Origin of the sequence: Mesorhizobium wenxiniae (assembly GCF_002284535.1) — a bacterium.
GTDB lineage: Bacteria > Pseudomonadota > Alphaproteobacteria > Rhizobiales > Rhizobiaceae > Mesorhizobium > Mesorhizobium wenxiniae.
The window spans coordinates 1,035,870-1,048,665 of the sequence record NZ_NPKH01000020.1 but is presented as its reverse complement, the minus strand read 5'-3'; the positions used below and the strand labels follow the sequence as shown (position 1 = coordinate 1,048,665).

Genomic DNA, 12,796 nt, shown 5'->3' with positions numbered 1-12,796 from the left:
GAGGCCGAACACATGCCCTTTCGCCGATACGCTGTCGATTGGTCCAGCTTTTCGCGCTATGGGCGCAAGACTCTCTCGGCCGGCTCCCGAAGGGGTGCGGTGGACACTACTGGTTCCAAACGCCTGCCCGGCCTATGCCAGCGGCTTCAATTCCTGGGCAATGGTGGGCAGAAGTTCGGAGACATTGGGGTGGATATGGGTTGCCCGCGCGAGCGTGCTGACCGGCGCCTTGGCGTACATCAGATCGAGCACGCAGTGTATCGCCTCGTCGCCGCCGGGGCCGAGCACCGAACAGCCGAGGATTTCCTTGGTGCCGGCGTCGACCAGGATCCTCATGAAACCTTGCGTCTCGCCTTTCTCGACGGCGCGGCCGACGCGGGTCATCGGCCGCTGGCCGACCAGCGCGCGACGCCCGGACTTTCTTACCGCTGTCTCCGTCATGCCGCAGCGGCCGAGCGGCGGATCGGTATAAAGCGCATAGGCCTCGATGCGGTCGCTCACCTTGCGCGGATCGTTGTCGAGCAGATTGGCGGCGACGATCTCGTAGTCATTGTAGGAGGTGTGGGTGAAGGCGCCTTTGCCGTTGCAGTCACCCATCGCCCAAATGCCGGGCACGCTGGTGCGCAACTGGTCGTCAACGACAATGAAGCCGCGTTTGTCGACCTCGACGCCGGCTCTGTCGAGGCCGAGATCGTCGGTGTTGGGCGTTCGGCCCAGCGCCAGCAACACATGCGAGCCGACCGCCGGCGCCTTGTCGGCGGAGAAGGTCACGGCAATTTCGTTGCCCTTTCTGGCGAAGCCGATGTCATCGGCGCCGAGATGGACCGTGATGTCTTCGTTTTCGAAGATGGACAGGATGGCGGCTGAGACATCCTCATCCTCGCGGCCGATCAACCGCGGGCTCTTTTCGATCACAGTGACCTCTGATCCGAAACGGCGGAACATCTGCGCGAATTCGAGCGAGACGTAGCTGCCGCCGACGACGACGAGATGGCGCGGCAACTCGTCGAGATCCATCATCGACGAATTGGTCAGGTACGAAATGTCGTTGACACCGGGCAGGTCGGGCACCGAGGCGCGGCCGCCGGTGTTGAGGAATATCTTCTCGGCGCTCAGCAGGTCGTCGCCGACACGCACGGAATTGGCAGATTCGAAGCGCGCATGGCCGCGATAAAGCGTGCATTTGTCCATGCCGGCGATCCAGCTTTCGAGGTTGCCGCGGGCGTCGTTCGACACCTTGTCCTTGCGCGCCTTGATCGCCTTGTAGTCGACGCCGACCGGGCCGGAGAGCGTCACGCCGTAGTCGGCGGCGCGGCGGGCAAGATGCGCGGCATAGGCGCTTGCCACCATGGCCTTGGTCGGCATGCAGCCGGTATTGACGCAGGTGCCGCCAACCAGTTTTCGCTCGATCAGCGCCACGCTCATGCCGGCCGCCGTCAGCCGGCCGGCGAGCGACGGGCCGGCCTGTCCGGCGCCGATGATGATGGCGTCGAATGTCTTTGCCGTCATGCCACCGCCACCACGATCAGCAGGCCACCGATGATCGCCACCGCGTCCTCGACAAGGGCGGCTGGCAGGTCCTTGCCGAAAGCGATCGCCAGGCGTTTGCGCAGCTCGGCGCCGCCCAGCGTGCCGATCACCGCGCCGATGGCGCCTGCGATCAGGCCGCCGATCGTGGCGCCGCCGGTCGCGCCGATCACTGCGCCGGTGAAGGCGCCCATGACGATGCGTGCGCCGAACTGCTGTGGGACCTTGCGGCTCGGCGTCGACGGCAGCTGGTCGGTGACGAGCTCTGCGACGGCCAGGATGGTGAAGATGCCGACCGTGATCCAATGGCCCATGAAACCAGCCCAGGTTACGGCGACCGGCAGCCAGCCGAGATAAGCGCCCCAGGCGACGGCGCCGGGCGCGGTCATGGCGCGAAGGCCGGCAACGACGCCGATCAGAAGTGCAAGGATGTACAGCATGATTGATCCCCCCTCGATCACACGAACTAGGCTAGCATAGGATCGGCATTTGACCAGAGGCCTGCGATCTCTGCGTTACCCGATTTTTATGGACTGTGCTTTGACATCACGTTGAAACAGCAGGGTAAGACAGGAGGGCATCGCCTTGAACGGAAGCGAGCGCATAAATATGGCCGCGGGCGAGTGGTATACTTGCCTCGACTCAGAGCTGGAGGCGCTGCGCATCCTCGCTCGCGACGCGGTGTTCGAACACAACAGCTTGCCGCCCCGGCAACGTGGCGACGTCGGACCTGCCTTGAAGTCGCTGCTCGGCGCTGCGGGCGAGCGCGCCCGGATCGAAGCGCCGTTCCACTGCGCCTATGGCTTCAACATCTTTCTCGGCGACGGCGTCTTCCTCAATGCCGGCTGCATCATCCTCGATACGGCGCCAGTCCGCATCGGCAAGGGAACGCTACTCGGCCCCAACGTGCAGATCTACTGCGCCGAGCATCACAAAGAGGCAGCGGGGCGACAGGCCGGGCTGGAGATCGCCAAGCCGGTCGAGATCGGCGACAATGCCTGGATCGGCGGCAGTGCGGTCATCCTCGCTGGGATCAGCATCGGCGCCGGCGCCATTGTCGGAGCGGGTGCTGTGGTGACGCGCAATGTGCCGCCAAACACCACGGTTGTGGGCAACCCGGCGCGGCCGGTCAGGCGCGGCTGAGCATCCGGATCAATGCGAGGCGGCGTGCGCGTCCTGATCAGCGTTCTTCGAGAATTCGCGCCGGTACTGCGCGGGCGAGGTCCTGAGCCGTGCCGCGAAGTGCTGGCGCAGCGACGTGGCGCTACCGAACCCGGCCTCGAAGGAGCAACCGTGTCCATCGATTTTTCCGTTGCTTCCAGCAGCCGCTGCGCCAGCGCGACGCGCTGATCGATCAGCCAGTCGCCGAAACTGGTGCCGATCGTTTTCTGGAAGCGGCGCGTGAACGTCCGGCGGGTGAGACCGGCGGCGTCGGCGACGCTGTCCAGACTGTGCAGATCGCCAAGCGTTTTGCGCACCGTGTCGAGGGCCTGTGTGAAGCGATCCGCGTTGCCGGTCCTGGCGATGGTGCGTTCTATGAACTGCGCCTGCCCACCTTGCCGATGGGGAGAAAGCACGATCTGCCGGGCAAGTCGAAGAGCCGCCTCGGCGCCGTAGCGGGCTCGCACGATGTGGAGACAGCAGTCAAGCCCGGCGGCGACGCCGGCAGATGTCATGACATCGCCATTGTCGATGTAGAGCACGTCCGGATCGACGATCATGTCGGGATAAAGCGCCTGCAGCTGCTCGGTATAGGCCCAGTGCGTCGCGGCTCGCCGCCCCGAAAGCAGTCCGGTCGCCGCAACAGCGAAGGTGCCGAGGCACAGTCCGACAATCAATGTGCCGTTGCGGTGCGCTCGCAGCAGCGCCTCTACCAGAACCGCAGGTGGGGGATTTTCGAGATCTCGCCAGCTTGGGACGATGACGATGTCCGCGCCGTCGAGGCTGCCAAGCCCTTGCGGCGCAGTCACGGTCAATCCTGCTTCGGTATGGATAGGCCCGCTTTCGATCGCACAGATGCGGAAGTCGAAGCGCGGCAGGTCGAGCGCGGCGCGGTCTTCGCCGAATACAAGGCACGGCACGGAAAGGTGGAACGGACTGATGCCATCGAAGGCGATGGCGGCAACGATCGGATCGGCCATGCTGAGCACCAATAAGGGTTAGATCCGAATTGTCCCAATCCTTTTGAATAATGTCAATTGGGACACTTTTGCAATCCGGCAGCAGGCCTATCCTCGACCAATCAAAGCCAAACGGGAAAGGAAAGCTCAGTGTCTGAACCAGTCAAAGGCAAGGCGCCACGCCGCGCCCTCATCGTCGTCGACATCCAGAACGACTATGATGGCGGCAACCTGGCCATCCAATATCCGCCGTTTCGCGACAGCGTCGTCAACGCAGCACGAGCGATGGACGCAGCCGCCGAGGCAGGCGTCAAGGTCGTGGTCATCAAGCAGCTGGCGCCCGAAACGTCGCCGATTTTCGCCAAAGGGAGCCACGGCGCCGAATTGCATTCCCGAGATATCAAGGCGAAGCCGCGATCATTACGTCGAAAAGACCTTGCCGAGCGCCTTCACCGGTACGGACCTCGAGGACTGGTTGCGCGCCAACGCCATCGACACGATTACCGTCGTTGGCTACATGACGCATAATTGCGATCTCTCGACCGTTATCCACGCAGTCCATATGGGTTTTGCGGTGGAGTTCCTGTCCGACGCCACCGGCTCGGTGCCCTATGCCAACAGCGCCGGCTATGCTTCGGCCGAGGACATCCACCGCGTGGTGACTATCATACTGCAGTCGCGCTTCGCTGCCGTTCTCAAGACCGCCGAATGGATCGACTGTCTGAAGACCGGCACGCTGCCCGAACGCGACACGATCGACGCTTCCAACCAGCGCGCGCTGGCACGGAACGCCGCTTAGAAGTCTGTCGTGGATAAGCAAAAGGCGCCGCAGCGATGCGGCGCCTTTATCATTCCGGCCTTCAAAATCTCAGAACAGACCTTCGATCTGGCCCATTTCGTTCAGGAAGATCTTCTCCGAGGACGGCGCCTTGGGCAAGCCGGGCATGGTCATGACCTCGCCGCAGATGACGACGATGAAGCCGGCGCCGGCAGACAGCCTGACCTCGCGCACCGGCACGGTGTGGCCGGTCGGCGCGCCGCGCAGGTTCGGGTCGGTGGAGAACGAGTACTGCGTCTTGGCCATGCAGACCGGCAGGTGTCCGTAGCCGGCGTGCTCCCAGGCGTGGAGCTGGTCGCGCACCGACTTGTCGGCGATCGCTTCGGAACCGCGATAGATGCGCTGGACGATGGTGTTGATCTTCTCGAACAGCGGCATCGCGTCGGGATAGAGCGGCGCAAACTGCGAGGAGCCGGATTCGGCCAGCGCCACCACCTTGTTGGCGAGTTCCTCGATGCCGGCCGAGCCGTGGGCCCAGTGCTTGCACAGGATCGCCTCTTCGCCCATCGAGGCGACGTAGTCCTTCATCGCCCTGATTTCAGCGTCGGTGTCGGAATAGAAATGGTTGATGGCGACCACGGCCGGCACGCCGAACTGCCTGATATTCTCGATGTGACGGCCGAGATTGGCGCAGCCCTTCTTGACCGCTTCGACGTTTTCCTTGCCGAGGTCTTCCTTCTTGACGCCGCCGTTCATCTTCATGGCGCGCACGGTGGCGACGATAACCGTGGCCGCCGGCTTCAGGCCGGCCTTGCGGCACTTGATGTCGAAGAACTTTTCCGCACCGAGATCGGCGCCAAAACCGGCTTCGGTGACGACATAATCGGCGAGCTTCAGCGCCGTCGTGGTGGCGACGACCGAGTTGCAGCCATGCGCGATGTTGGCGAAGGGGCCGCCATGGACGAAGGCCGGGTTGTTCTCCAGCGTCTGCACGAGGTTGGGCTGCATGGCGTCCTTGAGCAACACGGCCATGGCGCCGTCGGCCTTGAGGTCGCGGGCGTAGACGGCCGACTTGTCTCGGCGATAGGCGACGATGATGTCGCCGAGGCGCTTTTCCAGGTCCTTCAGGTCGGTGGCAAGGCACAGGATCGCCATGACTTCCGACGCGACGGTGATGTCGAAGCCCCCCTCGCGCGGAAAGCCGTTGGCGACGCCGCCGAGCGAGCAGATGATCTCGCGCAGTGCGCGGTCGTTCATGTCCATGACGCGGCGCCAGACGACGCGGCGGATGTCGATTCCGAGCTCGTTGCCCCAGTAGATATGGTTGTCGATCAGTGCCGAAAGCAGATTATGCGCCGTGGTGATGGCATGGAAATCGCCGGTGAAGTGGAGGTTCATATCCTCCATCGGCACGACCTGCGCATAGCCGCCGCCGGCAGCACCGCCCTTGACGCCGAAATTCGGCCCGAGCGAGGCCTCTCGGATGCAGACGATGGCTTTCTTGCCAATGCGGTTGAGACCGTCACCGAGGCCCACCGTCGTCGTCGTCTTGCCTTCGCCGGCCGGCGTTGGGTTGATGGCGGTAACGAGGATCAGCCTGCCGTCCTTGTTTGTCTTCACCGACTTGATGAACTCGGCCGAGATCTTCGCCTTGTCGTGGCCGTAAGGCAAAAGGTGCTCGCTTGGAATGCCGATCTTCTGGCCGATGGCCTGGATCTGCTTCTTGTCGGCGGCGCGCGCGATCTCGATGTCGGACTTCACTTCGGCCATGGCGGCTTTCCTCTGGATTGGACGGTGGAGGGGACGGGTTTGATCAGTGTGGTCGCAAGCCTGTTCGAAACAGCCTGGCACTTCAGGCGAGGGCACGTTCTAATCCTGTCGCTGCCGTGGCGTCAACTTACATGCAACTATGTTTCCTATGAAGAAAGGCAGCTCTCTGTTTCCCGGTCGACCTTTCCCGGATCTTCGCGCCCGGTTGTCGCGCCGTATAAAAGCCAGAGCACGCGCCGTCCTGCCGTCTCAAAACAGCCGCGGAATGCACGGAATGCGACAGGGTTCGAGCCCCGGTCGGCGCTTCGAACGGCCGCGTTAGAATGCGCCGATCTGGTGCATCAGCCCCAAGCCGTCAAGCTGGCCGAAATGTTCGACTACGATGCCGTTCTCAACGCGATCGATGTGAATCACACCAACCGATACGCATTTTCCGCTCGGTTCGACACCATGGAAGACGCCGGTGTGCGTGCCTGAAAGCGGCCGCGCGTGACCACCTTGTTGGCGTCGCTGACACAGTCGTCGACGACGTGATGTCCGTCCGGAAATCCAACAAAGAACTCGGTCAGCGATTTGCGCCAGTCATCGAAGCCGATCGGGTTGGCACTGCCGAGATGAACGGCGAGATCTGGAGAGACCAGACTGGCCAGTTTGTCCCAGTCTTGCGTGTCGACCGTGGCGTAGAAATTTCGAGCAACTTCCCGGATATCCATCTCGTGTCCTCGCTGGCCGCCGCCCAGCGGTTGAACGACGACGAGGCAGTCAGGTTCCGCTCTCCGCGACATGCGGCCGAGCTATTGCCTCGACAAGTTGCCGACTTCGACCAGGGACAGCGGTGATTTCAAGCCAGGACGTCTTTCACTATTGGCCCTTCACCGATCCAGAACGGACCTGACCTCGACGAGGTTCGATCGCACCCTAAGCACATAGAAACCCATCGTGGTGAGGTGGGTGGGCATGATCCAGCCATCCTCGCGGCCGTTCGAGATTATCAAAGGCTGGATGGCGAGCGCCGCCTTGAGCTGGCCTTCCACGCTGTTCCAAAGTGGTGTGAGGCCGCGATTGTCGAGGATCTGCTGGAAGTCGTGATGCGCCGCCGTCAGGATGCCGTAATAGCCGTAGAGCTGGCCGTAGGCGAACCAGAAGCGGTCGTCAGCCCGCGTGTCGAACCAGCCGCTGTTGAAATTCTGCGAACGGTCGCGGATCAGGTCCGACGTCGAGCCTATGTCACTCGCGATCCGGTCGACGAACTGCAACAGATTGTCGGCGCGCGCGTTGAAGACAACCTCGCATTTCATGAGCCGGTCGTTGAAGGCGCGAAGGCTGCTCGCCGCCGTGCGATAGAAACTCGGCGTCGGGGTTTTCGGACCAAAGGGCCTGAGGCCGAAATACCAGGTTTCCTCGTCGAAGGTGATCGCGCCGCGCGCATCCTGCAGGTTCTGATCTATCTGGCTGGTGCCGCGGACGCGGCCCAGCGTGTCGACAAGCTCGACAGCGGTGCGCCGGATGGCCTGATTGACCCCGCGCTGGAAGGAGGCCTTGTTGTCGAGAAACGGCGTGCGGTCCCAGTCCATGCCGAAGAACCCGAGCTTGTAGAGTATCATCGACGAGATCCAGGCGTTCTCGTTGACGTTGAAATCGATGAGATCGGCCGCGACCTGGACAATGGCTGAGTTGGTGCAGGTCTTGACCTCTCCCTCGACACCGGCGGTTTCCCCGGTGGCGGAAGGAGCGGGCTGCGCCGGGGCGGTTCCGGCCGGCTGCGTGAAATTATATGCCTCCGCATACGCGGGATTGAAATTGCTCCAGACCTGCGTGTTCCAGATGAAGTAGCCGTAGAGGCCGATCAGCATGAGCAGAGCGAGGCCGAGCACCGCCTTCAGGATCCAGCCGCGCTGCGTATACCAGTGCCCGGCCCACATGAACGGCCACAGGATCACGCCGACGGCGAAGCCGATGCCGCGGCCGATCCACTGGAAAATCCGTGTGAAGAAATTCACGATCGGATCAAGCATGGCGATGTCACCCCCTCGTCAGTCAGCCGGTCATTCAATCGGTAAGGCCGTAGAGGCGTGTGCGAAACGCCACCTTGTCTTTCAGATATGTGGTTTTCAGAACGTCCACAACATGTGATCTCCAGGCGTCGCTGAAGCCGTCATAGTCCCTGTAGAATCCCGGTTTGTTGAAGACGTAGCGAGAGACGAAGTCCTGCGGCACGAAATCCGAGATCAGCTGGTTGGTCAGCCAGGCGTCGGGATGGCCGGGCTTGGCCCGGATCACCAGGAAGCGCTGGTGCGGGAACACGTCTTCGATCTTTAGATAGCCAAGGTGAGCGATCTCGCGCTTGGCCGCGTTGAGGAAGGGAAAATTGCCGTCCCTGGTGATCAGGTCGGCATGGCCGTGGATCCAGGTCTGCAGCCAGACTTTGTCGACATCGGTCAGATTACGGTCGGGCTCGGCATCGCGGATCAGCGTGCGCACCACCATTTCGGCGCGATGTTCGAGATAGCCTGATGTTTCGATCCATGAGGCACGCGGCAGTTCGATGCGGCCGGTCGCGGCTAGGAACTTGAACACCCGGTCGGCATCATTGATCGAGAGGTAGCTCACTTGCCACGGTCGCGAGCGACGGAAGCCTGGGGCTGCCGGGTCGCTGATCACCGTCGTCATGTCCGGGTCGATGAACACATAGAGCCCGCCGAAATGGCTGGTCCAATAGGCGCTGTGACGAAAGATCACCTGATCCGGCACCAGCGCGTTCTCGCGGATGTCGCCGCAGATCTTGGCCAGCTCCACCATGCGGGTGAGCATGGCGTTGTCGCGCCAGGCGTCCGGCTCCTGCTTCAGCTGGTCGACGAGCTTGCCGAGTTCGGCGGCCTTGCCGAGCACGTCTTCCGCCGACAGCACCTTGAACTCGACCTGGTTGATCGACAGCAGATCCTCGATGTCGTCGACCTTGGGGACCGAATCCTCGATCTCGCCGTAGATGACATCCTTGATGGTCAGCGCGTCGATGGCGCGCTGGTTCGTCGACATGAACTCGAACATCAGTTGCGAGGTATTGGAAAAGGCGGTGTGGACCACCGGCAGGTCGATCTGCGACGGCGTCAGGATGATGAAACGGCGGTTGATCTCGTTGGGATCTAGGTAGTGGTAGTCGCCGCATTCCTCGGCCACCTGCGGCGAGAAGCCGGTGCGGTCGATCTCGAAACTGCTCAGCTTCGTCGGTTTCAGGCCGAAGGCGACCAAAGCCTTGTTGTAGCGCTGGATGAGATGCGGCTCGTCGATGGTCAGCAGCCGGCCATAGATCAGTTCGTTCTCGCGCAGCAGATCGGATTTCCTGGCGGGGCTCATCTATCCCTTCTCCCCTTGTGGGAGAAGGTGGCCGAGCGAAGCTCGGCCGGATGAGGGGTGTTCCAGCTTGACGAATACCCCTCATCCGTCGCGTTCGGCGACACCTTCTCGCACAGGGGGAGAAGGGAGCGTCGGCGCATCTCAAGCATTCCACAGGCCCTTCTTCTTCAATTCCTCGATCTCGCGCACCGCGCGGTTGCGCAGGCGGGTGTCGCGGATCAACTTGGTCACCGCCGCGTCGTCGGACTTGTCGGAATAGCGGAACTCCGAGTCGGCGTAGCGGTTGACCTCCTGCATGACCATATCCATCGAGAACGGGCCGCGCAGTTCCTCGATCATCGCCTTCTTGTGGTCGTAGCCCTTGTGCATGAAGAGTTCCGGCTTCTCGAACCATTCGTCCGGGAGCTCGATATCCATGGCGCGCATCTTGATCGCATCGGTGACGTTCTTGATGGCGCGGCCGGTGAAGCGCGGCTCGGCCTCCTTGATCATGTGCAGATAGGTGCCGATGTCGGCCATCGATTTCGGTGCGCCGTTCTCCTTCATGTAGCGCTCATAGACCTTCATCAGCCCGTCTTCCTTGGGCTTTTCATGCTCTTCATAGGCTTCCATCACCGCGCGCTGGATTTCCTGGGCGGCATAGAGCTTGTGGTCTCCGAGCGGGATCTTGTGGTTCTTGCCGGCGAGCAGCACGAAAATGTCGATGTAGTCGTCGCGCGTTTGTGGCCCATCGACCAGCCAGCGGGCGCCGGCGCGCTGGCGCAGCGCGTCGTCGACGTTTTCGGGATAGTTGGAGAACATGCCGAAGGAGCAGTTGCCGCGCACCACGGTGCCGGCACCCGCAAACGCGTCCATCAGGACACCGGTGATTTCCTGCTGGCCTGCCGAGGCGCGATCGTCGGAGCGGCGTGCCGCCACCTGATCGATATCGTCGATGGTGCCGAAGCCGATGACGCGCGGGTTCAGCACATTGTTGATGAACTGGCGGCAGTTCTGGCCCGACTTGCCCTGGTAGGAGGAGATCTGGTCGACGCCGAAATTCTCGTAGGCGAAGGGATAGCCGGCGACCTGACAGTAGCCGTTGACGAGACCGGCGATCATCTGGATCAGCGTCGTTTTTCCGGTGCCGGGCGCGCCGTCGCCGATGAAGGTGAACAGGAAGCCGCCGAGCTCGACGAACGGGTTCAGCTCGCGCTCGAAATCGTAAGCCATCAGCATCTTAGCGAGCTTCACCGACTGGTACTTGGCGATGTGGTTGCCGACGACCTCTTCCGGCTTTTTGAAGGTCATTACCAGCGGCTTCGACCGCTTGCCCGGCGCGACGTCGAAGCCGTCAAGGGTGAAGTCGTCGACGTCGATGCGGATATGCGCGTTCTCGAACGGACCTATGCCGTCGAAGCGGCCCTTTCGCGCCAAAAGCCCGTCGATGGCGACACGGGCGAAGGCGCGCGCCCGGGTCATCAGATCGGCATCGTCCTTCGCGCCTGATATCGCCCTGTCGAGGCCGGCCACGATCGACTTCACCGCGTCCGGCGGCGTGTCGAACAAAAAGTCCGGCTCCGGCGTGTCGTTCGGCGCCTCGCCGTCGCTGTCGATCAGCTGGAACAGATACGAGGCGAGGCTGAAGGCCGAAATATAGGCCGAGGCTGACAGCAGCTTCTTGAAGGTGGCGGCCTCGTCGCCTTCGAGCGGCGCGCGGGCGTTTTTCGCCTGTAGGCTTTCGAGGTCGGAGCCTTCGGCGAAGACGTCTGAAATGGCCAGTGCGATCGCCAGCCCGCGCCGGGTGCGAAACAGCAGCATGTGCTGCGCAATGCTCAGCAGCTGGTCGCCGGGATGGACGGCGGCGACGGTCTTGGAAAGCTCGACCTCGCGCGTGCGGCGAACCGAGCCGACCGAGACGGTCGAGACGAAGCGGCGGTTGGTGCCGGCCAGCGCGGTCCCGGATTCCCGCGACGGGTCCTCGAGCACGACGATGCGGGTGATGAAGCTCTGCGCGGTAGCGCGGTGCTTTTCGATTGCCGCTTCCGAGATCGTGGTCAGGCCGGTGTCCATGAAGGATGCTCCGCGGTTTACGGTCAGACGTCACTGATGACCTGTCCTTTGGACAGGATGTGGACCTTGTAGCCGGAAAAGATCTTCTGCGCCTCGCCGGCGGCGTAGAGCGCCTGATAGGCCTCATGCGGGATCAGCGCATGCTTCTCGTAGCTCGACACGCCCTGCCGCGCGGCCTCGAGATCGTCGGTGTCGATGAAGAATTCCTGCGTCGTCTTCTCGCTCGAAAATAACCCCTTGCGGCCGGGCTTTTCGGCCTTGGAGTAGACCTCCTGGATGGTCCAGGTCAGCAGCCAGGCGTTTTCCGGTTTGCGCACCTTGTCCAGAACGTCGCTGACCGTCGAATTGTTGTCGGTGATCCCGGCGGAATAGAACGGGCCGAGCACGACGCGGCGCAGTTGCTTGGGGTGGAGTTGCTCGAAATCCTTGTCGAGGTTGACGGCGATCGTCGCCGGCGACAGCGTATAGGCGGAATTCTTCTCGGTGAAGTCGTCGAAGCGGTGGGCTAGCTCGGGATTGAGCAGGCCTTCGACGGGGAGCGGAATGTCGACCTTGTCGTTGAGCTTGCCGCTGCGGTCGACAAGCTGCCCGATCATCTCTTCGGAGGAATCCTCGACCGTCACCATGTAGACCAGCGGCAGGTTGGCGCTGCCGTCGAAGGCGGCCCAGTGGACGAGGTAGTAGGGCCGCCCGGTCTTCGGATTGACCGAGACTTTTGCCGTCTGCGCCAAGGTGAACGGCCCGAAGGTCGTCTCGCTCCTGACACCCTCCAGATAGAGCCGTTCGGCCATCGACTTCTGCAGCGCTTCCGGGAATTCCTTGTGGCGCAGGATGAAGTCGGCCATTTCCTCGCGCAACTCGTCGGCCAGCGGTATGTTGGCGAGACGCGTATCGGCCTGGCGGCGATCGTTCTCCAGCTCGAGCACGTTCTGGAAGACCGGAAAGCCGCTTTCGGCGCGCGAAATTCGGAACGTCTCCATGAAGCCCAGCCGGTTGCGCCAGCAGGAAAAGGAGTTATCGAGCCGCGCAATATATTCGGCGACGATCTTGGCGACAATGCCGTGCCGGTAGAGCGGCGAGCGATCGTCGCGCATGAACACTTCGAGGCCGCTGAGTGCCGCCGTGATCGCCGAGAAATAGCGCGTTGCCGCTTCGTTTTCGGGGGTCATGCAGCCAGCCCTTCGGAGCGATGCGA

General features: G+C 62.4%; 9 protein-coding genes and 2 pseudogenes. 2 read left to right on the top strand and 9 right to left on the bottom strand.

Annotation, left to right across the window (positions count from 1 at the left end; genetic code table 11):
- Positions 1-132: 132 nt before the first annotated feature.
- Together CIT31_RS15445 and CIT31_RS15440 are read right to left on the bottom strand one after the other, a co-directional pair.
- The gene (locus CIT31_RS15445; RefSeq protein WP_095519227.1) at positions 133-1,509 is read right to left on the bottom strand and encodes an FAD-containing oxidoreductase; all 1,377 of its coding nucleotides are present in this window, start codon (positions 1,507-1,509) and stop codon (positions 133-135) included.
- Entirely contained in the window at positions 1,506-1,967 is a 462-nt protein-coding gene (locus CIT31_RS15440) for a DUF4126 domain-containing protein (RefSeq protein WP_095519226.1), read from the bottom strand. Before CIT31_RS15440 ends, CIT31_RS15445 begins: the two co-directional genes overlap by 4 nt.
- Positions 1,968-2,112: 145 nt before the next feature.
- Here CIT31_RS15440 and CIT31_RS15435 point away from each other — a divergent pair, with 145 nt between their 5' ends.
- Positions 2,113-2,670: a sugar O-acetyltransferase gene (locus CIT31_RS15435; RefSeq protein WP_065011908.1), complete on the top strand. Its 558-nt coding sequence runs from the start codon at positions 2,113-2,115 to the stop codon at positions 2,668-2,670.
- Between the two features lie 9 nt (positions 2,671-2,679).
- Here CIT31_RS15435 and CIT31_RS15430 read toward each other — a convergent pair.
- A pseudogene (locus CIT31_RS15430) lies at positions 2,680-3,668 on the bottom strand (helix-turn-helix domain-containing protein).
- Positions 3,669-3,797: 129 nt separating this feature from the next.
- Here CIT31_RS15430 and CIT31_RS15425 point away from each other — a divergent pair.
- Positions 3,798-4,446 (top strand): annotated as a pseudogene (locus CIT31_RS15425) (cysteine hydrolase family protein).
- Between the two features lie 69 nt (positions 4,447-4,515).
- Here CIT31_RS15425 and CIT31_RS15420 read toward each other — a convergent pair.
- The 6 genes from CIT31_RS15420 to CIT31_RS15390 form a co-directional block, all read right to left on the bottom strand.
- Positions 4,516-6,195 (bottom strand): formate--tetrahydrofolate ligase, encoded by a 1,680-nt coding sequence (locus tag CIT31_RS15420; RefSeq protein ID WP_095519225.1) that lies wholly within the window; start codon positions 6,193-6,195, stop codon positions 4,516-4,518.
- Positions 6,196-6,605: 410 nt separating this feature from the next.
- Complete coding sequence (locus tag CIT31_RS15410) at positions 6,606-6,908, bottom strand: ester cyclase (RefSeq protein ID WP_165778444.1); 303 nt, start codon at positions 6,906-6,908, stop codon at positions 6,606-6,608.
- Positions 6,909-7,067: 159 nt separating this feature from the next.
- Positions 7,068-8,210 (bottom strand): DUF2333 family protein, encoded by a 1,143-nt coding sequence (locus CIT31_RS15405; protein ID WP_095519222.1) that lies wholly within the window; start codon positions 8,208-8,210, stop codon positions 7,068-7,070.
- Between the two features lie 34 nt (positions 8,211-8,244).
- Positions 8,245-9,549: a DUF6638 family protein gene (locus CIT31_RS15400; RefSeq protein WP_095519221.1), complete on the bottom strand. Its 1,305-nt coding sequence runs from the start codon at positions 9,547-9,549 to the stop codon at positions 8,245-8,247.
- 141 nt (positions 9,550-9,690) lie between these two features.
- The gene (locus tag CIT31_RS15395) at positions 9,691-11,601 is read right to left on the bottom strand and encodes an AAA family ATPase (RefSeq protein ID WP_095519220.1); all 1,911 of its coding nucleotides are present in this window, start codon (positions 11,599-11,601) and stop codon (positions 9,691-9,693) included.
- A gap of 23 nt (positions 11,602-11,624) precedes the next feature.
- Positions 11,625-12,770, bottom strand: a complete 1,146-nt coding sequence (locus CIT31_RS15390; protein WP_095519219.1) for a hypothetical protein — start codon at positions 12,768-12,770, stop codon at positions 11,625-11,627.
- Positions 12,771-12,796 lie beyond the last annotated feature (26 nt).